At 72.1% G+C, this 20798-nt stretch carries 24 protein-coding genes; 12 read left to right on the forward strand and 12 right to left on the reverse strand.

The genetic code is table 11. The features are described 5' to 3' along the window. Positions 1–1072: sensor histidine kinase (locus IE248_RS36485; protein ID WP_190033077.1), on the reverse strand; the 1072-nt coding region annotated here is incomplete at its 3' end. A 114-nt stretch (positions 1073–1186) separates the two neighbouring features. Between IE248_RS36485 and IE248_RS36490 the strand changes: the two genes are divergently transcribed. Continuing rightward, complete coding sequence (locus IE248_RS36490; RefSeq protein ID WP_190033078.1) at positions 1187–1960, forward strand: response regulator; 774 nt, start codon at positions 1187–1189, stop codon at positions 1958–1960. A gap of 114 nt (positions 1961–2074) precedes the next feature. Here the strand turns inward: IE248_RS36490 and IE248_RS36495 are convergent, their stop codons facing one another. Further along, entirely contained in the window at positions 2075–2956 is an 882-nt protein-coding gene (locus tag IE248_RS36495) for a DUF4394 domain-containing protein (protein ID WP_100580652.1), read from the reverse strand. 158 nt (positions 2957–3114) lie between these two features. Continuing rightward, complete coding sequence (locus IE248_RS36500) at positions 3115–3765, reverse strand: maleylpyruvate isomerase family mycothiol-dependent enzyme (RefSeq protein ID WP_100580653.1); 651 nt, start codon at positions 3763–3765, stop codon at positions 3115–3117. Positions 3766–3836: 71 nt separating this feature from the next. Here IE248_RS36500 and IE248_RS36505 point away from each other — a divergent pair, with 71 nt between their 5' ends. After that, entirely contained in the window at positions 3837–4748 is a 912-nt protein-coding gene (locus IE248_RS36505) for a LysR family transcriptional regulator (RefSeq protein WP_190033079.1), read from the forward strand. An 11-nt stretch (positions 4749–4759) separates the two neighbouring features. On the opposite strand, the gene IE248_RS36510 is transcribed toward IE248_RS36505, so the two are convergent. Beyond that, positions 4760–5920, reverse strand: a complete 1161-nt coding sequence (locus IE248_RS36510) for an FAD-dependent monooxygenase (protein ID WP_190033080.1) — start codon at positions 5918–5920, stop codon at positions 4760–4762. 71 nt (positions 5921–5991) lie between these two features. Here IE248_RS36510 and IE248_RS36515 point away from each other — a divergent pair, with 71 nt between their 5' ends. After that, positions 5992–6591, forward strand: a complete 600-nt coding sequence (locus tag IE248_RS36515) for a TetR/AcrR family transcriptional regulator (protein ID WP_190033081.1) — start codon at positions 5992–5994, stop codon at positions 6589–6591. 19 nt (positions 6592–6610) lie between these two features. On the opposite strand, the gene IE248_RS36520 is transcribed toward IE248_RS36515, so the two are convergent. Then, the gene (locus IE248_RS36520) at positions 6611–7486 is read right to left on the reverse strand and encodes an alpha/beta fold hydrolase (RefSeq protein WP_190033082.1); all 876 of its coding nucleotides are present in this window, start codon (positions 7484–7486) and stop codon (positions 6611–6613) included. A 136-nt stretch (positions 7487–7622) separates the two neighbouring features. Between IE248_RS36520 and kilB the strand changes: the two genes are divergently transcribed. Further along, positions 7623–8093 (forward strand): plasmid transfer protein KilB, encoded by a 471-nt coding sequence (gene kilB / locus IE248_RS36525; RefSeq protein WP_073799077.1) that lies wholly within the window; start codon positions 7623–7625, stop codon positions 8091–8093. Between the two features lie 64 nt (positions 8094–8157). Here kilB and IE248_RS36530 read toward each other — a convergent pair whose 3' ends face one another. After that, positions 8158–10281, reverse strand: coding sequence for an MMPL family transporter (locus IE248_RS36530; RefSeq protein ID WP_190033083.1), 2124 nt, complete (start codon positions 10279–10281; stop codon positions 8158–8160). 66 nt (positions 10282–10347) lie between these two features. Between IE248_RS36530 and IE248_RS36535 the strand changes: the two genes are divergently transcribed. After that, a complete protein-coding gene (locus IE248_RS36535; protein ID WP_008736878.1) occupies positions 10348–10842 on the forward strand; it encodes a MarR family winged helix-turn-helix transcriptional regulator in 495 nt (164 codons plus the stop codon). 42 nt (positions 10843–10884) lie between these two features. Here the strand turns inward: IE248_RS36535 and IE248_RS36540 are convergent, their stop codons facing one another. Next, complete coding sequence (locus IE248_RS36540) at positions 10885–11178, reverse strand: hypothetical protein (RefSeq protein ID WP_008736880.1); 294 nt, start codon at positions 11176–11178, stop codon at positions 10885–10887. A gap of 141 nt (positions 11179–11319) precedes the next feature. Then, entirely contained in the window at positions 11320–12132 is an 813-nt protein-coding gene (locus IE248_RS36545; RefSeq protein ID WP_190033084.1) for an inositol monophosphatase family protein, read from the reverse strand. 116 nt (positions 12133–12248) lie between these two features. On the opposite strand from IE248_RS36545, the gene IE248_RS36550 reads away from it, so the two are divergent. Next, positions 12249–13205, forward strand: coding sequence for a LysR family transcriptional regulator (locus IE248_RS36550; protein ID WP_100580659.1), 957 nt, complete (start codon positions 12249–12251; stop codon positions 13203–13205). Here the strand turns inward: IE248_RS36550 and IE248_RS36555 are convergent. After that, positions 13202–13747: a TetR/AcrR family transcriptional regulator gene (locus tag IE248_RS36555; protein ID WP_100580660.1), complete on the reverse strand. Its 546-nt coding sequence runs from the start codon at positions 13745–13747 to the stop codon at positions 13202–13204. The genes IE248_RS36550 and IE248_RS36555 overlap by 4 nt on opposite strands. Positions 13748–13859: 112 nt before the next feature. On the opposite strand from IE248_RS36555, the gene IE248_RS36560 reads away from it, so the two are divergent. Next, positions 13860–14873, forward strand: coding sequence for an NADP-dependent oxidoreductase (locus IE248_RS36560; protein ID WP_190033085.1), 1014 nt, complete (start codon positions 13860–13862; stop codon positions 14871–14873). Positions 14874–14883: 10 nt separating this feature from the next. Here IE248_RS36560 and IE248_RS36565 read toward each other — a convergent pair whose 3' ends face one another. Next, positions 14884–15252, reverse strand: coding sequence for a winged helix-turn-helix transcriptional regulator (locus IE248_RS36565; RefSeq protein WP_073799074.1), 369 nt, complete (start codon positions 15250–15252; stop codon positions 14884–14886). 77 nt (positions 15253–15329) lie between these two features. Here IE248_RS36565 and IE248_RS36570 point away from each other — a divergent pair, with 77 nt between their 5' ends. Next, a complete protein-coding gene (locus IE248_RS36570; protein WP_100580661.1) occupies positions 15330–15740 on the forward strand; it encodes a RidA family protein in 411 nt (136 codons plus the stop codon). An 81-nt stretch (positions 15741–15821) separates the two neighbouring features. Here IE248_RS36570 and IE248_RS36575 read toward each other — a convergent pair whose 3' ends face one another. Further along, entirely contained in the window at positions 15822–17327 is a 1506-nt protein-coding gene (locus IE248_RS36575; protein WP_190033086.1) for a cryptochrome/photolyase family protein, read from the reverse strand. A 157-nt stretch (positions 17328–17484) separates the two neighbouring features. Between IE248_RS36575 and IE248_RS36580 the strand changes: the two genes are divergently transcribed. After that, positions 17485–17850 carry a UBP-type zinc finger domain-containing protein gene (locus tag IE248_RS36580; protein ID WP_190033087.1) on the forward strand — a complete coding sequence of 122 codons (366 nt, stop codon included), beginning with the start codon at positions 17485–17487 and terminating at the stop codon, positions 17848–17850. Here IE248_RS36580 and IE248_RS36585 read toward each other — a convergent pair. After that, complete coding sequence (locus IE248_RS36585; protein ID WP_308438212.1) at positions 17847–18281, reverse strand: SRPBCC family protein; 435 nt, start codon at positions 18279–18281, stop codon at positions 17847–17849. The genes IE248_RS36580 and IE248_RS36585 overlap by 4 nt on opposite strands. A gap of 132 nt (positions 18282–18413) precedes the next feature. Here IE248_RS36585 and IE248_RS36590 point away from each other — a divergent pair, with 132 nt between their 5' ends. The 3 genes from IE248_RS36590 (at position 18414) to IE248_RS36600 (ending at position 20752) form a co-directional block, all read left to right on the forward strand. Beyond that, complete coding sequence (locus tag IE248_RS36590; protein ID WP_190033089.1) at positions 18414–18917, forward strand: DUF427 domain-containing protein; 504 nt, start codon at positions 18414–18416, stop codon at positions 18915–18917. 79 nt (positions 18918–18996) lie between these two features. Next, the gene (locus IE248_RS36595; RefSeq protein ID WP_190033090.1) at positions 18997–19728 is read left to right on the forward strand and encodes an SDR family NAD(P)-dependent oxidoreductase; all 732 of its coding nucleotides are present in this window, start codon (positions 18997–18999) and stop codon (positions 19726–19728) included. Position 19729: 1 nt separating this feature from the next. Continuing rightward, on the forward strand, positions 19730–20752 hold the full coding sequence (locus tag IE248_RS36600) for a MerR family transcriptional regulator (protein WP_190033091.1): 1023 nt from the start codon (positions 19730–19732) through the stop codon (positions 20750–20752). The last annotated feature ends 46 nt before the right edge of the window (positions 20753–20798 follow it).

A 20798-nucleotide genomic window follows, 5' to 3' on the forward strand; every position in this document is an offset into this window, starting at 1 on the left:
CGACGCGGGAGAAGTCGAGGAGGTCGTTGATGAGCGTCTGCATGCGGTTCGCGCCGTCGACCGCGTAGTCGATGTACTGATCGGCACGCTGGTCGAGCTGTCCGCCGTAGCGGCGCTGGAGGAGCTGCGTGAAGCTGGAGACCTTGCGCAGGGGCTCTTGCAGGTCGTGGGAGGCGACGTACGCGAACTGCTCCAGCTCGGCGTTCGAGCGCTGCAGATCGGCCGCCTGCGCGTCCAGGCGGAGGCGGGCCTCCTCGGTGAACGCCAGCTCGCGCACGAGGCGGCGGCGCATGAAGTCGATCTCGCTGCTGAGGCGGCGCAGGTCGGCGGGACCGGTGGAGGTGATGGGGTGCTCGAAGGTGCCGGCGGCGATGGTGCGGGCGTCCGCGCCGAGCTGCTCCAGGGGGCGGGTGATCCCGCGGCGCAGCCCTTCGAAGACCAGCACGGTGAGGGCGGCGATGACCAGGGCGATCGCGGTGAACACCCAGTTCCGCAGGGTCATGGTGTCCGAGAGGTCTTGAACCGCCCGGGCCCGGTCCGCGCGCAGGCGATCTTGCTGGCTGGACAGGGCGATGCGGACGGCGTCGAAGGTTTCCTTGCCTTCGGCGGCGCGCTCGGTGATCAGGGGCGAGGTCGTTCCGGCGGGTGAGGAGGCGATCGGCTCGGCGATCCGCTCCTGCCAGGTCGCCACCGCGTCCTGCACGGCTGTCAGGTCTCGCAGCCGGGCCGCGTCCCCGTGGAGCAGCCTGGTCAGCGTCTCGGTGTGCGTCGCCTGATCGGTGAGGCCCTGCTGGTAGGGGGTGAGGAAGTCGGAGGTCCCGGTGAGGCCGTAGCCGCGGATGCCGGTCTCCTGGTTCAGGAGCGCCGATTCCAGGCGGAACGACGTGCTGAGGGCCGGAGACTTCGTGTTGACGAGGGTGTCGCTGATCGACTCCGTACGTCCCAGGACCCAGGCACCCGTCACTCCGAGCAGGGTGAGGACGGTCAGCGACACCGCCACCCCGGCACGCAGCCACCGCCGCGTCGTCCAGGTGGAAAAGCGCCTTGTCCGTGCTTTTGTGTTCCCGCTCATGCCGTCTGCCCTCCGCCGATACGCCGCCCGCACGAGAGGCGGCCGGAGATACTGTAGAGGGTGTCCGACAACGCCGGTTGTCGCGGGGGCGGATCTGCACCTAAGGTGCGAGGTATGCCTGGCAAGAACTTCGCACTGCGCACCACCCCCGAAGAGACGGCAGCGGTCGCGGACGCGGCAGTCGGCCAGCTAGCCAGACGACTCGCCCAGCAGCTCCTGGAAGAAGCCCCGCCCGCGCCGACGGGGGATCCGGCGCCGGCCCTGTCCCTGCTGCACCTGCTGGACCAGCTCCAGCAGGCTGCCGAACGCCTCCAGCGGAGCGCGGCCCTGGCCGCCGCCCGCGCGGGCGCCGGCTACCCGCAGATCGGTTCCGCCTGCGGCATGACCCGCCAAGGTGCCCGGCGCCGCTGGCCGGGGCTTTTCCAGCACTCCGACGAAGCACCCATGGAGCATCCGATGATGACCACCCCCGCCCGGCCCTTCGACGTCCTCCTCGTCGAGGACGACATGGCCGATGCCATGCTCATCGAGGAAGCCCTCTCCGAACGCGGCACCCGCAACCTGGTCCAGGTCACCGACGGACTCGCCGCCCTGGAGCACCTGCGCAACCCCGGGAGCGTGCGCCCCGACCTGATCGTTCTGGACCTGAACATGCCCCGGATGAACGGCCGCGACCTCCTCAAGGTCCTCAAGACCGACGAGGACCTCCAGACGATCCCCGTGGTCGTCCTCACCACCTCGACCGCGCCCGACGACGTCGCCGGCGCCTACACCAGCCACGCGAACGCCTACGTGGCCAAGCCCGTCAACCTGGAAGAGTTCGAGAAGGCCGTCCAGAGCATCGACGCCTTCTACCTCGACACCGCCATCCACCCGCCCCGCGCCTGACGGCCTTCGGTCCGGCCCGGACCGTTCGCGACCCGGCCCGGACCGGCCCGCGCAGGAGACGACAGCAGCCGGGACCGCCCCCAAGCGGTCCCGGCTGCTCGTTTGCCGGGCGGGTCAGTTCTGGTTGAGCGGCAGGGCGATGTCGGTGACCTGCTGGCGGGCCGGGAACTGGCCCAGGCCGGTGGCCTTGCCGGTCAGGACGTTGATCTCGTAGAGGCCGTAGCCCCGACCGGCGTCGATCGTCGCGAAGCCCTTGTTGGTGCCGGCCTTCGGGCTGTAGTAGATGTCGAGACCGGCGTCCGGGGCCGCGTTGACGCCCAGGTTCCCGGTCGGGGCGAGGGTGCCGGCGTTGGCCGGGGACTGGAGCGAGATCCGGTCGGCCGTCGTGTCGAGGTCGAACAGCGTGGTGGCCGTCGCCGCGTTCAGGTCGTTGTTGGTGTAGGCGGCATCGGTGACGCCCGTCGCGGTCGACGGCGGGGTCGTGGGGTTCGTCAGCGTGCCGTCGACGGTGGTCAGGAACGGCGCGGTGGCGTCGTCGATGTTGTGGCGCAGGTTCTGGCCCGTGTCGGAGATGACCCTCAGCCGGTTGGCGGCCGGGTTGAAGTCGATACCGAACTGGGCGCCGGAGAGCGCGACGCTGAGCTGCGATACCTTGACCGCCTGGGCGTTGGCGGTGCTGAGCGTGTAGATGCCGCCCTGGTCGCCGACGCCGTACAGCTTCCCGTTCTGGACACGGAAGTCGATGCCGATGAGCTTGGTGTCGCCGAGCAGGCCGGACACCTGCCCGATCGAGGTGACCCTGGCGGGCCGGTCGACCTCGAACTTCACCAGCCGCTGGTCGCCCGTCAGCCCGATGGCGCGGAGGTCGTTGCGGTCCATGGCCGGAAGGATCCGGTCCGGGGGGTCGGTGTCGGCGCCCGCGGCCGCCAAGGCGGGTGCGGCGCAGAGTGCGGCGAGGACGGCGGAGGCGGCGAGGACGGTGCTGCGAGTACGCATGTTCACCCTTCACGGAAGTACGGCTCGTGACCCGGCCCACCCTGCGGGCAGGGCCACCGGTACTTCGGTACCGGTCCGCAGCAGGACCGTTCCGGCTGCCCAACACCACCCAACAGCCCACCTGCGTCGCCCTCTGTGAGGGTGAGCGGTGGTCGGGGTCAGGCGGTGGTGAAGCGGCTGCTCGCCTCGCCGCGGAGGCGACCGCCCGGAAGCCGGCGGCCGAAGGCGAGCAGGAGGAGGTCCTGCGCCGCGCCGTACACGGGAGAGCCGGAGCCGTACGACCAGTCCAGGTCCTCGGCACACAGCCGTACTCCGGAGATGTCTGCGCCGAAGAACCTCAGGCCGCTCGGCCGGATCTCCCCCAGCAGCAGGCGCAGCCGGTCCTCGGGGACACGCCGGTCGAGGCCGAGAGCGACGGTGATGTCCAGTCCGTGCACGGTGTCGTGGCCCAGCGCCGCCGGGAATCCTCCGATGGGCGGCGTCCAGGGATGGTGCGCACCGTCCCGCAGGAACGCGGCGAGCTCGCTGGTGGAATGGGCGGCCGCGTCCCTGCGTGCGACGCGGTCGGTCATCCGGTGCAGGTTGCCCCGCGCCCTGGCCAGTTCTCCCATCGTCGCCGGCAGGGAGAGCCGGAACCCCAGGGACATGTGCGCCGCGACCTCGCGGACCCGCCACCCCGCGCAGAGGCTCGGCCTGTCCCACTGATCGGCCCGCAGGGTGTCGAGGAGGTCGGCCAACTCCCGGCGTTCCGCAGCGATCCACGCCCTGAGCTCGGCATTCCTGCCCGTTCGAGATGTCGGGTTCTCCATACGGTCAAGCCTGCGGCCAGCCGGGACACAACTCCAATAGAGAGATGCGCTGCGATCTAGAATCGCTGGTTATGGAGCTCCGCCAGCTGCGTTACTTCGTCGCCGTCGTCGAGGAAGGCGGTTTCACCCGCGCCGCCGCGCGGCTGCATCTGTCCCAGCCCGGCCTCAGCGCCCAGATAGGCCAGTTGGAGAAGGAGCTCGGGCAGCCCTTGCTCGACCGGTCCAACCGGTCGGTGACCGTGACCGAGGTGGGCCGGGCCGTGCTGCCCTACGCGCGGGCCGCACTGGCCGCCGCCGACGCGGTGCGACAGACCGTGGACGAGCACACCGGACTGCTGCGCGGCCGGGTCACCCTCGGGCTGGTCTCCGGTGCCACGAGCCGCGCCTTCGACATCGCCTCGTTCCTCGCGGACTTCCACGGCGCCCATCCCGCGCTGGAGATCGCGCTCACCGAAGACACCTCGGCGCGGATGCAGGCCGCGCTCCTGTCCGGAGAGATCGACATCGCCCTCCTCGGGCCCACCTGGGAAGCGCCCCCGCCCGGCATCTCCCACCGCACGGTCATCGACGCTCCGCTCGTCGCCGCCGTCACCTCCGACGATCCCCTCCTCGCCCCCGCGGACCGCTCCAGCGTCCCCCTGGCCGATCTGAGGGGCCGTGCGCTGATCTGCCTGCCGCGCGGAACCGGAGTGCGCGCAGCCCTGGAACGCGCCTGCACGCAGGCCGGGTTCCGCCCTCACGTCGCGTTCGAGGCGGCGGCCCCCGACGTCCTCGCGCAACTCGCCGCCCGAGGCCTGGGCGTCGCCGTACTGCCCCTCGGCGAGGAGAGCCCGGACTTCGGAGGAGCGCTGCGCACCCTGCGGATCGTCGAACCCGGGGTGCGTGCCCGTATCGTCCTCGCCTGGCCGGCCACCGGACCCGCGAGCCCGGCGGCCCAGGCGTTCCTCGACCGCTTGCGCGAGGCCCTGCGGTCCGTCTCGTAGCGCGGACCCGGTCAGTCCAGCCGCGGGGGGACCCAGGCGTGGTGCCGAAGGATCATGCGCGTTGCGGCGCGGGAGGGTGTCAGCCGCATCGCCGTGTTCCGCAGGGCGATGGCCACGGGGTGGGAGAGCTGCTGGCCCATCCGCCCGGCCTGGCGGGCCGCCCGTGCGACGGCCTGGCCGCGCGGTCGGCGCTCCGCGTCGTAGTGGGCGAGCGCGGCCTGGACGGTGGGCGCGGTGGCGAGCGCGGCGGCCAGTGTGACCGCGTCCTCCAGCGCCTGGCAGGCGCCCTGTCCGAGGTTGGGGGTCATCGCGTGGGCCGCGTCGCCGAGCAGCGCGGTCCGGCCGGCCGTGTACGAGGGGAGCGGCGTACGGAGTTCGTGGACGTCGTGGTGCAGTACGGCGGTGGGCCGGGTCGCGTCGAGGAGGGCGGGGATCGGGTCGTGCCAGGTGCGGAACCTCCTGCGCAGTTCGGCCAGTGGGTCGGCGAACCGCGTCCCTGCGGGGAGGTTGAGGACGGCATGCCATTCGGCCCGCCCGTCGGGGAGGGCGATGTGCCCGAACTCGGCCCCAGGACCCCAGGTCAGCTCGAAGTCGGTGCCCGGGTCGACGGGGTGCTCGGTGATGGCGCGCAGCACCGTCGAGCCGCTGTAGGCCGGGCCGGGGTGGGCCGGGAAGAGACGGCTGCGCATCGGGCTGCCGATGCCGTCGGCCGCCACCACCAGATCGGCGTCGAGGACCGTGTCGCCGCAGCCGACTCGCACCGTCCCCGGGTGGATCTGCTGGAGCGAGTCGGCCTCGGCCCCGATCCGCAGTGCCTCGGCGGGCAGGGCGTCGCGAAGCAGTCGGTGCAGGGTGGAGCGGGGAATGCCCATGATCGGCGTACCCACCGCCCGCTCCAGCGCCGAGCCGTCCATCCGGGCCAGCCAGCCGCCCCGTGGGGTGCGGGTGCCGCCGCTGTACTGGCCGCGCGAGGCATTCCGTACCGCCTCGCCGACGCCGAGTTCGTCCAGTGCCCGCAGGCCGTTGGCGGCCAGTGAGATGCCGGCCCCCGCGTCCTCAAGCGTGGACGCGCGCTCGACGACGGTCACTTGCCAGCCGATGCGGTGCAGACCGATCGCGGCGGCCAGCCCGCCGATGCCCCCTCCGACCACCACTGCCGAACTGCCGTCCATATCGAGGCCCCCCTTCTTCTACACCTGTAGAAGAAACTTTAGCCGGAGCTCTACAGGTGTAGAAAGGGGGTATGGCTTCGGACCGGCGCACCCTCCTCGCAGACGCGGCTCTCGGCGTACTCGCCGACGAAGGGGTCCGCGGCCTGACCCACCGCGCGGTCGACCGCCGGGCGGCCATGCCGCCGGGCACCACTTCGGCCTACTTCCGCACCCGGGCGGCGCTGCTCACCGCGCTCGTCACCCGGCTGGTCCATCTCGACCAGAGCGAACTCCACCTCACGGCCGAGGCACTTCCGCCCCTGCGCACCATCGAGGAGCTCGTGGACGGCATGGCGCTGCTCGTCCGGCAGCGGCTCACCGGCGAGGGCCGCCGCCGCTCGCTCGCCCGCTACGCCTGCGCCGTCGAAAGCGTGCGCGACCCCGAGCTGCGCGCGATCCTCGTGCCCCGCGAGAACGCGGGCCGCGAAGCCGTCCGGCTGTTCCTCGCCGCGCACGGCGTGACGGACGTGGAGAATCGCACCCACACCCTGCTGACCTGCATCGACGGGCTGGTCTTCGACCGGCTGGTGAGCGGCGGCGACGTACCGCGCGAGGCCCTCGAAGGCCTGGTCGCCGCCGCCCTGCGCAAGACCCCGGGCTCCACGGGGCCGCACCGCGACGCCGCTCCCTGAGCGGGCACTGGACTCCGGCTCAGCGGCAGAGCAGGGCCACCTGCTCCAGCTCGTCCGCCAGCAGGGCCGGGTCGCGGGGGCCGATGTGCGGGGCCGCCAGCGACCGTACGCGGAAGGGGTTGTCCGGGGTCGTCTCGTCAGCCTCCCGGATCATCAGGTCCTGGAGGGCGGGCGGGAGGGCCCGGTCCTCGGTGAACCGCACGTACGTGCGCGGGATGCGGCCCCACTTGTGGGGCAGGCCACGGCCGTCAGAGGCTCCGAGCGCGGCCGACTCGTCGGGTTCGAGGATGTTGAGCAGGGTCCTGACCTCGGAGTCGGAGTAGTCGGCGGCTATTGCCTCCTTGACGGTCCGCAAGAAGCCGGGGTCGCTGCTGCGCCAGTTGACGCGGGTGACTCCGAGTTCCGGAGGGGTCGGGACGGGGGGCATCTTGAAGATGTGGCTCGCGGCCGCTTCCTGGGTCGCCATCAGCTCGTTCATCGAGGCCCGCTTCGCCGGGCAGAAGGCGGAGACGTACACCAGGTGCGAGATCAGCTCGGGCACCAGGTCGGCCGCCGCGTTGAGGGTGACGCCGCCGAGGCTCTGGCCGGCCAGGACCACCGGGCCGCCCCGGTGCGCCCGCCGCACGACCGCGGCCACGTGCGCGGCGCAGTCCGCCAGGGTCGTCCCGGCGATCGGGGAGGGTTCCGTACGCAGCCGCGCCAGGTCCTGCGGCGCTTGATAGGAGAGCGGGAAGTAGGCGCCGGGGCCGTGGCCGGGCAGGTCGACCGCGACCGCGCGGTACCCGCGCAGTCCCAGTTCGGCCACCACCGGAGACCAGCCGTAGGCGTTGCTGCCCGCTCCGTGGACCAGGACGAAAGTGACCACGGGGTCGACCGCATTCATTAAGTTACTCATGAGTAGATCCTATGTCCACGGCCGCTCGGGGTCGATCCCCTCACGGAACGTGCTCAGTGATCATGGTGAAGCCGTCCAGACTCCCGCGCGTCGAACTGACCCCGCGCACCGACCTCCCGAGAGGACCCCACACCTGATGTCCATATGGCCTTCGATCGTTGCCGTTCTCGGCACCCTCGCCGGCGCCCTGACCGCCGGACTCCTCCAGCACCGTTCGGCACGCGCCGCACGCACCGAGGCGCGCGACGAGAGCCACCGCCAGGACCGGCTCGGCGCCGTCACCGACTTCGCCGCCGCCCTCGACGCGCACCGCTCGGCGATGTTCCACCGGGAACGCCTGGCCCTGGCCGGGGCGGGCACCGAGCACCAGCTGGAGGCCGAGACGAGGTCTCACGACACCCGGGCTGCGATCACCGCGCCCCACATCCGCCTTCAGGTCCTGGTCCCCGAACTCGCCGGCCCCGCCCGGCAGGCCGCAGATGCCACCTACGCGCTGCGCAAGGCCACCGACCGGACCGATCTGGACGCCCGGCGGCACTCTGCCAAGGAGGCGTCCTTCGCCTTCGTCGCCGCGGCCGCCGCGCTGCTGAGCCCCGGCAACCGCTGACCGACTCCCGCTCGACACCCGGTGGACGACGTACGGCGGGGCGGCGCGGCGCCCGGAGGGGTTCTTAGCCTCCGGCCGGGGCCTCCGGGGCCTCCGGGGCGTCCGAGCGCCGGCCGCGGGCCAGGGCGCTGGGCCACCAGCTGCGCGGGCCGATGTCGATCACCAGCGCCGGCACCAGGAGGGAGCGTACGACGAGGGTGTCGAGGAGGACACCGAAGGCCACGATGAAGGCGATCTGGACGAGGAAGGCGAGGGGGATGACCATGAGCGCCGCGAACGTGGCCGCAAGCACCACACCGGCCGAGGTGATGACTCCGCCCGTGGTGGTCAGGCCGCGCAGGACCCCTTGGCGGACCCCGTGGACGAGGGACTCCTCCCGGACGCGGGACATCAGGAAGATGTTGTAGTCGACGCCGAGCGCCACGAGGAAGACGAATCCGTAGAGGGGAACGGAGGCGTCCGTGCCGCTGAAGCCCAGCAGGTGCTCGAAGACGAGCGCGGAAACGCCCAGCGTGGCCAGGAAGTTCAGCGCGACGGTGGCCACGAGCAGCACCGGGATCAGCAGCGACCGCAGCAGCATGACGAGGATGAGCAGGATGATGCCGAGGACGACGGGGACGATGACCGTACGGTCGCGGGCCGCGGTCCGCTCGGTGTCGTACCGCTGGGCGGTGTAGCCGCCGACGATCGCGTCCGCGTCCCCTACGGCGTGGAGGCGCGTGCGCAGTTCGGCGACCGTGTTCTTCGCGGCGTCGCTGTCGGCGGCGGCTTCGAGGGTCGCGTCGATGCGGACGCGGCCGTCGACGACCAGGGGCGGGCCGCCGCCCGGCCGCCCCGAGGCGGTGACGGGCGCCGCCGAGGCGACCCCGTCCGTGGCCGTGGCGGCGGCCTGTACCTCGGCTGCCCGGGCGGCGTCCGCGATGATCACCGCGGGCTGGCCGGATCCGCCGGGGAAGTGCCGCGCGAGGGCTTGCTGCGCGGTGACGGAGGGGGCGTCCTTGACGAAGATCTCGTCCAGGGGAACGCCCTTGGACGACAGGCCCGGCGAGAACGCGGCCAGGACGAGCAGGAGCAGCGTCGTCGATGCCCAGACCCGGCGCGGGGCCCGGTCGATGAGGGACGCGATGCGCCGCCACACCCGGTGGCCTTCCGCCGTGGCGTCGCCGGGCTTGGGCGTGGCGGGCCAGAACGCGGCCCGGCCGAGCAGGGCGAGGACGGCGGGCAGGAAGGTGAGGGTGGCCAGGACGGAGCAGACGATGCCGATCGCCCCGACCGGACCCAGGGCCCTGTTGTTGGTGAGGTCGCTGGCGAGCAGCGCGAGCAGGCCCAGCGCCACGGTCGCGCCGCTGGCGATGATCGCGCCCGCCGAGCGCCGGACGGCGGCGATCGCGGCGGCCGTGCGGTCGCCGCGCGCGGCGAGTTCCTCCCGGAACCGTGCGGCCAGCAGCAGTGCGTAGTCGGTCGACGCGCCGATGACCAGGATGGACAGGATGCCCTGGACCTGGCCGTCGACCCGTACGGTGCCGCGGTCGGCCAGGGCGTAGACGACGGCGCAGGCCAGACCGAGGGCGAACACCGCACTGATGATGATCACGAGGGGCAGCAGCAGGCTCCGGTAGACCAGCAGCAGGATCAGCAGGACGGCTCCGAGCGCCACGCCCAGCAGGATCCCGTCGATGCCGGAGAAGGCGTCGGCGAGGTCCGCCTGTGTGGCCGCCGGTCCGGCGATCTGTGCGCTCAGACCGGATACGGAGTCTGCCGCCGCGCGTACCTCGGCGAGCACGGCCGGCAGATCGTCGCCCAGGTCCGGGGCGAGCGGGGCCACCGCCTGGAGGGCCTGGCCGTCCTGCGATCGCAGGGCGGGCGACGGCGGTTCGCTGATGCCCCGCTGCCCGGCCAGGGAGGCGAGGGCTCGGGTGGCCTCCTCCTGCTGCGCGGTGGTGACGTCCCCGCCGTCCCGCGCCTGCCAGACGATGATCGCGGGCACCGACTCGGAGCGCTCGAAGGCCCTTCGCGCCTCAAGGACCTTGGTGGATTCCGCGCTCTGGGGCAGGAACGCGGCCTGGTCGTTCGTCGCGACTTCACCGAGCTTTCCCGCGTAGGGGCCGAGCGCCCCGCCGATCCCCAGCCAGATCACCAGCAGGACCACGGGCACCAGCCATCGGATCCACCACGACGAGCTCTTCACCGGCACATCCCTCCCTTAACTCAAGCATCAAGTATCTCAATCGTTGAGAGATCATATGCTGGGGGGATGCGCAGCGCCGACACACCCCCGCCCGTACTTCCGTGCGACGACCCGATCGGGTTGCAGTCCTTTGCCGTGCTGCTGCGGGCGATGAACGCGGAGTTCAACCGGATCGCCCAGGAGTTCGCGCACGCGCAGGGTCTGCACCCGACCGACGTACAGGCGCTGATCGCCGTGCTGGACGCCGATCGTGATCAGGAGGCCGGCCCCATGACCCCGGGGAGGCTCGGCGCCCACATGAACCTCACCTCGGGCGCGGTGACGGCCTGCCTGGACCGGCTGGAGCGGACGGGCCACATCCGCAGGGTCAGGGATTCGGGCGACCGGCGCGTGGTGCACATCCACTACGCCCAGGCCGGCCGCGAAGCGGCACGCGAGTACTTCCGGCCGCTCGCCCGGTCCACCGACGCGGCACGCGCGCTCTTCAAGGCGGACGAACTGCACGTCGTGGTGCGGTTCCTGAGCGAAATGAACGACCAGCTCGCCCGCGAACGCCGCTGAGCCGCCGCCGGGGGGCGAGGGGCCGGTCAGATCAAGGCCGGGTCAGTCGAACTCTGGGGTCCCCGTCACGTCCCCGCGGGTACGGATGCGGTAGCGGACCTGGGTCCCTTCGGGCCCCTGAGCGCGGATCGCTCCCCACGGGAGGGTCTGAGCGGTCTTGAGCGTGGTGAAGTTCGGGTCCTGGACCACCTGGATGGACACCCCGTTCACCTTGCGGGTGAGGCTGAGCACGTCGCGCGGTTCACGGATCTCGACCGAGGCCTTGTGGCCGACCGCCACGTGCAGCACCACCAGGCCGTTCTGCCCGATGACCTCGCTCTTGTCCCGAACGGCCACGACACCACCTCATCCGCTGGGGGCGCACCCGCCACGGGCGTGCGCGTACTCCACTGCGTCGGCGAGCTTAGCGTCCGCCCCCGGGAGCCCCGGGGAGGCCACGCCCGGGCGCCGAGCCGATTCCGGGGAGGGCACGGCCGGTCAGGCGATCGGTGACAGGACGTTGAGGGCGGCGGTGTGGATGCCGGGGGCGGCGGCCAGGAAGTCGGGGCTGCCCGTGGTCCAGGGGGCGCCCGCCAGGTCGGTGACGGTGCCTCCGGCCTCGGAGACCAGGAGGGCGCCGGCGAGCAGGCCGGAGCGGACGTCGGAGAACTGCCAGAAGGCGTCCGTGCGTCCGGCGGCGACGTGGATGAGCTGTGTCGTGGCGGGCACGGAGACCCGTACGACCAGGCCGTGGATCAGCATGGCGGTGACGGAGTCGCCGATCCGCCGGAAGGTGCGCTCGTCCTCGCCGGGCTTGGCCTGGCCGGTGCCGGTGAGCGCGGCGCCCAGGTCCGTCTTGGCGGACACCTTCAGAGGCCGGTCGTTGAGGTGGGCACCGCCTCCGGCGACGGCGGTGTAGGTGTCGCCGGTCAGCGGCAGGTGGACGACGGTGAGCACCGGCTGGTTGTCGCGGACCAGGGTGGCGGTGACGGCCCAGTCCTCCATGCCGTGCACGTGGTTGATGTTGCCCTCGGCGGGGTCGACGACCCACCACTCTCCGGCTGGGAGCGGTCCGCCGGCCAGTTCGTCCTCGGCCCACCGCGAGCCGGGGCGGGCCCGCAGCAGTGGTGCGCGCAGTAGGTCCAGCACCGCTTCGTCGTTGGCGTGGGTCTCCTCGGCGATCCCTCTCATGCTCACGCCCCGGGCGTGCGGGGTGTAGCGGTCGCGGAGCGCAACGCCTGCGGTTCTTACGGCGGTTGTGACATCTGACAGGAGCGTCTTATCCGCATGGAAAGGCATGGTCGTGGTCATGGTGGGCCCCCTGGAGTCGATGGGTGCGAGGTAGCGCTTCTCGCTCCCGCACTTCGAAGGTAGGCCGGCCAACCATTAACAACAACTGCATGCTTGTCACTTGTAGAGTTACCGGCATGCAATTGGATTTGAATCTGCTCACAGCCCTGGACGCACTGCTGGAAGAGGGCAGCGTCGCCGGCGCCGCGGACCGCCTCCACGTCACCGCACCGGCGATGAGCCGCTCCCTCGGCCGCATCCGCAAGGCCACCGGTGACCAGATCCTGGTCCGCACCGGCCGGAGCATGGTCCCCACCACCCGCGCGCTGGCCATGCGGGCCGAGGTCCACGCCCTCGTACAGGCCGCCCACCGCCTTCTGTCCGCACAGCAGGAAATCGACCTGACCTCCTTGGAGCGGGTGTTCACCGTGCGCTGGCACGACACCCTCACCGCGGCCTGCGGCACCGCCCTGACCGCGGCCGTCCACCGTCAGGCCCCCGGCGTCCGGCTGCGCCTGGCCGCCGAACCCGGCACGGACGACCCCGGGCTGCGCCGAGGGGAGGTGGACCTCGAATCCAGCTCCAGCCAGCCAGCCCTCCCCGACATCCGCCACCGCCTCGTCGGCAGGGACCGGCTGATCGTCGCCGTCCGACCGGGCCACCCGCTCACCGAGGGGGCACTGAGCCCCGAGCGTTACGCGGCCGCCGAGCACCTCACCGTTTCGCGGCGCGGAAACCTTCACGACCCGCTCGACGGCGCCTTGGGCGCGCTCGGCCTCGAACGGCGCGTCGTCGCCTCGGGGCCCACCGCCGCGTTCGCCCTGCAACTCGCCCTCGGCAGCGACCTGGTGGTCACCATCCCCGACGTGGTCACCCGCGCGGCCCGGGACCAGCTCGGCCTGGTCACGCTGCCGCTGCCCATCTCCTTGCCCGACGTCTCGCTGTACCTGCTGTGGCACCAGCGCTACGACGACGACCGCGCCCACACCTGGCTGCGCGACCTGGCCACGGAAACCATCCGGGCGCTCTTCGCGCCGCCCGGGCGCCGGGACGAGGGAGACGAGGGAGTAGACGCCGGCGGGGTGCCGGCCTAGCGCGTCAGGATCGCGCTCGCGACGACGCCGAAGAGGCGATCGGCGCGCGGTGCGAGCGAGGGTTGATCGCCGAGCCAGGCAAGCATGGCCACGAGCGCGAACACATCGGCGCCGTCGATGTCGCTCCGCGCCGTGCCCGCCTCCTGGGCGCGGGCGAGCAGTCGCGCACCGGCCGCGCGCAGGGTGACGCACGAGGCGTGGAGCGCGGATTCCGTGTCCTCGATGGCGGCCGCCATCAGCACCGTCACGCCCCGGTACTCGGTCGTCCACACGACGCAGTCGTGCAGCCACCGCACGAGGGCGTCTTCGGGAGAACTCGACGTCTCCAGCTCGCGCGCCCTTCCCGTCAGCTCGTCGAAGCTCGTACGGAGCAGGGCTTCGAGCAGCGCCTCGCGCGTCGGGAAGTGCCGCAGCAGCGTCGCGAGCCCGACCTCGGCCCTGCGCGCGATGTCGCGCAGCGACACCTCGACGCCTTGTTCGGCGATGGCGGCGCCCGCTACTGCGAGCAGGTGGTCGCGGTTCTTCCTGGCATCGGCCCGCATCTGTCACACCTTGACTATCCGGATCAGTGGTCCATATATTCGGATCAGCGATCCACTTATATGGATCGCCGATCCGGATAAGCGTATCCCGTGACACGGACAGGAGAGAACGATGACGACGCGCACGATGGCGGCGATCCGGCTGCACACCTTCGGCGGCCCTGAAGTCCTGCGTTACGAGAGGGTGCCGGTTCCCGAACCGGGACCGGGTGAGGTGCTCGTCCGCGTGCACGCGGCCGGCATCAACCCTCCCGACTGGTACGCCCGCGAGGGGATGCCCGACGTGCCTCCCGAGCTGAGGCCCCCCTTCCACCTTCCCCTGACTCCGGGGACCGACATCTCGGGCGTCGTGGAAGAGCTCGGTCCCGACGCCAACGGCTTCTCGGTCGGAGACGAGGTGATCGGCCTCCTGCGCTTCCCCACCGCCCTCCAGGGCAACGCGTACGCCGAGTACGTCACCGCACCGGCGACCGACCTCGCCCGCAAGCCGGCCACCATCGACCACGCGCACGCCGCCGCCCTGCCCATGTCCGGGCTGACGGCATGGCAGTTCTTGATCGAGCTCGGGCACGACCACCCCTCGCCGTTCCAGGAAGCCCGCCACCGCCCGATGGCGATCGACGGCCGGACCACGGTGCTCGTCAACGGCGCCGCCGGCGGCGTGGGGCACCTCGCCCTTCAGCTGGCCAAGTGGAAGGGGGCCCGGGTCATCGCCGTGGCCTCCGGCGCCCACGAGACGTTCCTGCGCGACCTCGGCGCCGACGAGTTCATCGACTACACCAAGGAACGGCCCGAGGAAGTCGCCCGTGACGTCGATCTCGTCCTGGACACCGTAGGGGGTCCCCACAGCAGGCGCTTCCTGCGCACCGTCAAGCGCGGCGGGTCCCTCTATCCGGTGTACTTCGGCGAGTTCGACGACGAGGAGAACGCGGAGCTGGGCATCACCGTCACGGGCACCCAGGTCCGGTCGAACGGCGCGCAGCTCGCCGACCTGGGGCACTTGCTCGACACGGGCGCGGTGCGTGTCGCCCTCGCCAGCACGTTCCCGCTCGCGGACGCCCGCGCGGCGCACGAACGCGCCGCCCGAGGGCACATCCGGGGCAAGATCGTGCTCACCGTCGCGTAACGCCGCGCCGTCAGTCGCTCCCGGCCTGTGCGTCGAAGGCTTCGCGTGCGCGTGCGATGGCGGGCATGTTCTCCGAGGCCCACGCCAGGAGCACGTCCACCGGGGGCCGGAGGGTCTTGCCGAGTGGTGTGATCCGGTACCTGACCGCCACCGGGCGGGTGGAGACCACCTCGCGCTCGATCACGCCGTTTCGCTCCAGTCGCCTCAGTGTCGCGGTCAATGACTTCTGTGTGACCTGCGGGACGGCCCGGCGCAGTTCGTTGAAGCGGCACGGGCGTTCGCACAGCTCGTTGAGGACGCTGAGCGACCACTTGTCGAGGATCTGGTCGAGCAGTTCACGGTGCGGGAGCTCGATGCGGAATTCGTCGTCGGTATCCATGGCGAAACCTGGTCTCGTTGAAGTGTCCTTCTTCCACTAAGTAGCTTACGAATACCTAGTTCGAAGGAGGAACAGCCATGACTGTTCAGCACTTCACGCCGGAAGGCATGCTTCAGCCGGTCCCGTACCACCACGTGGCGGTCGGCACCGGGACGAAGCACGTCCACGTCAGCGGGCAGATCGGGCGCCGGGCCGACGGAACTCCGGTCGCGCCCGGCGACCTGGCCGGGCAGGTCGCTCAGGCGCTGCGCAACACCTCCGTCGGGCTGAAGGGCGCGGGCGCTTCGTTCGCGGACGTGCTGCGCCTGACGTTCTACGTGACCCGGTGGAGCCCGGAGAAGATCGGCGACCTGATGGCCGGTGTGGAGGCCGTCGCCGACGAGATCGGGCTCCCGCTCCCCATGCCGCCGGCCTCCCTCATCGGTGTCGACTACCTCTTCGAGCCGGACGTGCTCGTCGAGGTCGAAGCGACCGCGCTGCTCGACTGATTCCGCGGGGGGCACGGGCGTCGCAGGCGGCGTGGCCAGTGCTGCCCCGCCGAAGGTCCCGTGGCCGGGGGCGGCCGTGCCTCAAGGGGCACGGTCACCCCGGTCGTGCTCCTGGCGCAGCAGTTCCGGCAGGTCACGCAAACGGTCGAGGCCGCTGACCGGTCCGGCCGTCCGTACGTTGCCGCGCAGCAGGTCGCGGTGGCGGTGCAGGAAGCTCCAGTAGCCGGCGGTGAAGGGGCACGCGTCCTCCCCGACCCGGCGGTCGGGGCGGTAGCGGCAGTCCCCGCACAGGTCGCTCATCCGGTCGATGTACGCGCCGCCCGACGTGTAGGGCTTGGTGCTCATCCGGCCGCCGTCCGCGTACTGCGACATGCCCACCACGTTGGGCAGCATCACCCAGTCGTAGCCGTCGACGAACGAACGGTGGAACCAGTCGGTCAGCGCCTCCGGGTCCCAGCCGCGCTGGAGCGCGTAGCTGCCGAGGACCATCAGCCGTGGGATGTGGTGGGTCCATCCGGTGTCGCGCACCTGCCGCAAGGCGGTCGAGAGGCAGCGGGCGGTGACCGCGTCCGCGTCCAGCTCGTCCCACCACGACGGCAGCGGCGCGGTGTGTCGGAGGGCGTTCGACCGCCGGTACTCCTCACCGAAGTACCAGTACAGGTGCCAGACGTACTCACGCCATCCGGCGATCTGCCGGACGAAGCCCTCGACGGAGTTCAGGGGCGCCTCCCCCGCGCGCCACGCTGCCTCGGCCCGCTCCACGCACTCGGCCGGATGGAGCAGTCCCAGGTTCAGCGGGGCCGACAGGAGGCTGTGGCTCAAGGCGGGGTCGGCCGCCAGCATCGCGTCCTCGTGAGCGCCGAAGCCGGCGAGGCGGTACTCCACGAAGCGCCGCAGCGCCGCCAGTGCCTCCCGGCGGCTGGCCGGGAAGCGCCGCGGTCCGTCGCGGCCGACGAACGAGACGTCGCCCGCGCGCTCCCAGCGGTCCAAGTCGTGGCGCACCTCGGCGTCGATGTCGTCCTCGCGCGGGCGGTAGGGGGCCGGCGCGCCCAGCTTCCGTACGCCCTGGGGCGGTGGCTCCCGGTTGTCGTGGTCGAGGTTCCACCGGCCTCCCGCCGGCTCTCCCCCGTCCATCAGCAGGTCGTGCTCGCGGCGCACGTGGCGGTAGAACTGCTCAAGGCGGAGCCCGCCGTGCCCGTGCGTGTCGGCCCAGGAGGCGAACTCCTCCCGGCTGACGAGGAAGCCGCGCGGCGGGAGGACCGTGACGTTGCCGAGCGATGTCACCAGGGCAGCCGCGGCCCGTGACGTCGGATGGTGAACGGTGACCGGTTTGCGGCCGACGGCCTTGCGCAGGCCCTCCCGGTAGGAGTCGGCTTTGACGTAGCTGACCCGGTCGCCGAGTTCGGCGGCGCGATGGCGCATCGCCGAGAGCACCAGATGGGCCTTGGCCCGGTGGAACCTCCTGCGCCGGAACACGGAGCGCGACTCGATCATGAGCAGCGGGGCATCGGCGGGAGGGCCGCCGTCGTCAGCGGCGGTGAACACGGGACCCAGCTGGTCGCCGAAGAGCCAGTGCGTGCAGATCATGAGCCAGTGTCCCATCCGGGTCGGTGCGGCCCGCGGACCGCGCGAGACCGGGCGAATCGGCCGTGGCCGCATCCGTCCGTGCCCCTCGGGCCGAAGGAATCGAGTACGGAAGGCCTCCCCGTCCGGAGCGGAGGGGGCTGACGCGGTGAGGAGGTCGATGGTGGGTGGTCTCGGTTGGCAGGTGGCGGCCGACGGCGGCCGGCCGGAGGGGCGGGCCTGCGCGCACCTCGCGCTCCTGGCGCCCGCCGCGACGTCGTCGCCCGCCCCGCCGGCCGGTTGCCCGGACTGTCTGGCGCGCGGATGGAGCTGGGTGCGGCTGCGCCGGTGCGTGACGTGCGGACGGGTCGGATGCTGCGACAGCTCTCGGGGCGCGCACGCCCACGAGCACCACGTACGGAGCGGGCATCCGCTCGCGCTCTCGCTGGATCCCGGCGAGGGCTGGGCCTGGTGCTTCGCCGACGAGGTCTTCCTGGTGCGCTCCGGCGAGAGCGGTTCGGGCACTTCACGGCGGCGGCCGTGCTAGCCGCGGAGGGTGGTCGCCGCGGACGGCAGCGTGGCGGCGACTTCGTCCGCCAGCCGCTCGAACTCGGGCCTCAAGAAGGGCGCGGCCAGCCGAGCCACGCCCTTGAACCGCAAGGACGCCGTGTAGGTGAGGAGCGTGGTCGTGGCCGACCGGGCCCGGAAGGTCAGGTCATCGGTGGCCGTGACGGTCTTGTTCTCGCCGACGAACAGGAGCCGGGCCGGCTCCCGGGACGCGAGCCGGTAGCGCAGGTCGCTGGTCCGGCCGCGGAAACGCGAGGTGTTGCGCCACTCGGTTCCCTGCTGCACCGGCCCTTCACCGACCTGCACGCAGCGCACCGTTCCCGGGTCCCATTCCTCGGTTCGCGAGAAGTCCTCCAGGTAGGCGACCAGGTCGTCGAGGGGAAGTCCGACGAGAATGTCCCGCTGCACCATGATCACGACAGCTGACCCCTTACCGGCCCGTCAGGCCGAATCGAGATTCCACAGACCTACTGCCTTCTCTCCGGGAGGGCCGTGCGGATGCACCACCGGAGCCGGGCCACGCGAAGAGCGGGAGATGACCTCATGAGCGGAGCATCAGGCGGAGAGGACCGTGTGCGGAGGGAATCGGTGTGGGACTATCCGCGCCCGCCCCGGATCGAACCCGACGCGCGCCATGTGGTGGTACGGCACCGGGGCCTGACGCTGGCCGACTCCCACCGTTGCCTCAGGGTACTGGAGACCAGTCACCCGCCGGTGTTCTACGTTCCGCCCGCGGACGTACGCGTCGAGCTGCTGTCCGACTCCGGGCGCCGCAGCGCCTGCGAGTGGAAGGGCATGGCCACGTACTGGACCTTGCCAGGGGCGGCAGACCACCCTCCCGTGCCCGATGCCGCCTGGAGCTACGAAGCGCCGGGGCCGGGGTACGAGGCTCTCACCGGGCACCTGGCGTTCTACCCCGACCGGGTGGAGATGTGCACGGTCGACGGGGAGCGGGTGCGTGCCCAACCGGGCGGGTTCTACGGCGGCTGGATCACGGACGAGGTCGCGGGCCCCTTCAAGGGCGGGGCCGGCACCCTGGGCTGGTGACCGGGGCTCGTCCCGCATCCGGCGAGGCCATGGCCCCCGAAGAAGGGGCAGGGGCGGGCTCACTGAAAGGAGCGTGGTCATGGGCGAGTCGGGCCGGCGGGTGCTTGTGGTCGGAGCCGGCGGCGCGGTCGGCGGAGTGGCCGCCCGGCAGCTGGCGGGACACGGAGCGCGAGTCGCGCTCGCCGGGCGGAACCGGGGCCGGCTGGAGGAACGGGCCGAGGCGCTCGGAGGGCGCCCCTGGCGTGTGTTCGACGCCTACGACCTCGACCGGTGCGCCGGTCTGGCAGGGTGGGCGCGGGGCGAGCTGGGGGGTCTCGACGCCGTCGTGGTGGCCGTCGGCGTGGCGGGCTTCGGTCCGGTCACGGAGGTACCGATCCCCGCGTGCGAGCATCTGTTCACCGTCAACGCCCTGGCCCCGATCGCGGTGGTGCGCGGCGCCCTTGAAGTCCTTGACGCGGGTGGTGCGGCCGTCGTGGTGACCGGGGAGATCGTGGACCGTCCGGCCCTCGGGATGGCCGACTACGCGGCGGCGAAGACGGCTCTGGCCACCTGGCTGGGAGTCGCCGGGCGTGAGGCCCGCCGCCGGGACATCACCGTCACCGACGCGCGCCTGCCGCATCTGGACACGGGGTTCGCCCAGCGCCCGGTGGTGGGCCGCGCCCCGGCCTTCGGACCGGGCGGCGACCCGGAGGAGGCGGTGGCCCGCCTCGTGGTCGCACCGGCCCTGGCCGCCCACGCCGAGCGGCGGCACCCGGACTCCGTCCGGGCCACGCGCCAGCCCGCGCGCTCCGCTCGCTTCGTAGGCTGGTGACATGCCTGACACGCCTTACCGCATCACCACAGGGGCGGTGGCCCGGCGTCTGGGGGTCTCCCCCACCACACTGCGGTCCTGGGACCGCCGGTACGGAATCGGGCCCTCGGTGCGCGAAGGCGGCCGGCACCGGCGCTGGGCACCCGAGGACATCGCGATGCTGGAGGAGATGTGCCGGCTGACCACCTCCGGGGTGCCCCCGGCGGAGGCGGCCGGCACCGCTCTTGCCCGGGCCGGGCGCCCTCCCGGCTCCGGTGCCGCGCCCCCGGCCACGGCCGGGCCACCGCAGCCCACCCCCGGTGTACGGCGAAGCCGCGGTCCGGGGTCGGGCAACGGTCTGCCGCTCGGTGGGGTCCGCCAGGAATTCCGGGGACTGGCCCGCGCGGCGGTGCGGCTGGACGGCCCGGTTCTGGACGAGCTCCTCGCGGACCTGGTGGCCACGCACGGGCTGGTGACGGCCTGGGAGGAGGTCATGGCACCCACCCTGCACGCGGTGGGCCGCAAGTGGGAGTCCTCGGACGACCGCTACGTGGAGGTGGAGCACCTGTTGTCCTGGCACATCTCCACGGCCCTGCGGCGGATCACCGGCAGCGCCCCGCCCGCTGACGCGGCGCCGGTGTTGCTGTCCTGTGCTCCGGGTGAGCCGCACACGCTTCCCCTCGAAGCGCTCGCGGCCGGCCTCACCGAGCGCGGACTGCCGATGCGGATGCTGGGCGCGGCCGTTCCCGCCGAGGCACTGGACGCGGCGGTGCGGCGGCTGGGACCGTCGGCGGTGGTCCTGTGGTCGCAGTCCCGCCACACGGCGAGCCACGCCGTGGCCCGCCTCGTCGCGAACACCGGCTTCGGGATCAAGGGGGCCCGTACCCATCCGCTCGTGGTTCTGGCGGGCCCCGGCTGGGGGAAGCGCACGGCCGCACCGGGCATGCTCTGTCCGGCCAGCCTGAGCGAGGCGCTGGACCTCCTCACCCGGCATTGCGCCCTCGCGTCGGCCTCGTTGACCGCTCCGGACCAGGTAGGCGGCTGACCTCTCGTCCGGCGCTGGGCGCACGGATGCCTCACGGCGCGTACAC

The organism is Streptomyces goshikiensis, assembly GCF_014650555.1.
GTDB classification, from domain to species: Bacteria; Actinomycetota; Actinomycetes; order Streptomycetales; family Streptomycetaceae; genus Streptomyces; species Streptomyces goshikiensis.

Excerpts from the sequence above, each read along its gene's own strand:
- IE248_RS36490 (WP_190033078.1), top strand. The coding sequence starts at position 1,187 with ATGCCTGGCAAGAACTTCGCACTGCGCACCACCCCCGAAGAGACGGCA.
- IE248_RS36495 (WP_100580652.1), bottom strand. The coding sequence starts at position 2,956 with ATGCGTACTCGCAGCACCGTCCTCGCCGCCTCCGCCGTCCTCGCCGCA.
- IE248_RS36500 (WP_100580653.1), bottom strand. The coding sequence starts at position 3,765 with ATGGAGAACCCGACATCTCGAACGGGCAGGAATGCCGAGCTCAGGGCG.
- IE248_RS36505 (WP_190033079.1), top strand. The coding sequence starts at position 3,837 with ATGGAGCTCCGCCAGCTGCGTTACTTCGTCGCCGTCGTCGAGGAAGGC.
- IE248_RS36510 (WP_190033080.1), bottom strand. The coding sequence starts at position 5,920 with ATGGACGGCAGTTCGGCAGTGGTGGTCGGAGGGGGCATCGGCGGGCTG.
- IE248_RS36515 (WP_190033081.1), top strand. The coding sequence starts at position 5,992 with ATGGCTTCGGACCGGCGCACCCTCCTCGCAGACGCGGCTCTCGGCGTA.
- IE248_RS36520 (WP_190033082.1), bottom strand. The coding sequence starts at position 7,486 with ATGAGTAACTTAATGAATGCGGTCGACCCCGTGGTCACTTTCGTCCTG.
- kilB (WP_073799077.1), top strand. The coding sequence starts at position 7,623 with ATGTCCATATGGCCTTCGATCGTTGCCGTTCTCGGCACCCTCGCCGGC.
- IE248_RS36535 (WP_008736878.1), top strand. The coding sequence starts at position 10,348 with ATGCGCAGCGCCGACACACCCCCGCCCGTACTTCCGTGCGACGACCCG.
- IE248_RS36545 (WP_190033084.1), bottom strand. The coding sequence starts at position 12,132 with ATGACCACGACCATGCCTTTCCATGCGGATAAGACGCTCCTGTCAGAT.
- IE248_RS36550 (WP_100580659.1), top strand. The coding sequence starts at position 12,249 with ATGCAATTGGATTTGAATCTGCTCACAGCCCTGGACGCACTGCTGGAA.
- IE248_RS36555 (WP_100580660.1), bottom strand. The coding sequence starts at position 13,747 with ATGCGGGCCGATGCCAGGAAGAACCGCGACCACCTGCTCGCAGTAGCG.
- IE248_RS36560 (WP_190033085.1), top strand. The coding sequence starts at position 13,860 with ATGACGACGCGCACGATGGCGGCGATCCGGCTGCACACCTTCGGCGGC.
- IE248_RS36565 (WP_073799074.1), bottom strand. The coding sequence starts at position 15,252 with ATGGATACCGACGACGAATTCCGCATCGAGCTCCCGCACCGTGAACTG.
- IE248_RS36570 (WP_100580661.1), top strand. The coding sequence starts at position 15,330 with ATGACTGTTCAGCACTTCACGCCGGAAGGCATGCTTCAGCCGGTCCCG.
- IE248_RS36575 (WP_190033086.1), bottom strand. The coding sequence starts at position 17,327 with ATGATCTGCACGCACTGGCTCTTCGGCGACCAGCTGGGTCCCGTGTTC.
- IE248_RS36580 (WP_190033087.1), top strand. The coding sequence starts at position 17,485 with ATGGTGGGTGGTCTCGGTTGGCAGGTGGCGGCCGACGGCGGCCGGCCG.
- IE248_RS36585 (WP_308438212.1), bottom strand. The coding sequence starts at position 18,281 with ATGGTGCAGCGGGACATTCTCGTCGGACTTCCCCTCGACGACCTGGTC.
- IE248_RS36590 (WP_190033089.1), top strand. The coding sequence starts at position 18,414 with ATGAGCGGAGCATCAGGCGGAGAGGACCGTGTGCGGAGGGAATCGGTG.
- IE248_RS36595 (WP_190033090.1), top strand. The coding sequence starts at position 18,997 with ATGGGCGAGTCGGGCCGGCGGGTGCTTGTGGTCGGAGCCGGCGGCGCG.
- IE248_RS36600 (WP_190033091.1), top strand. The coding sequence starts at position 19,730 with ATGCCTGACACGCCTTACCGCATCACCACAGGGGCGGTGGCCCGGCGT.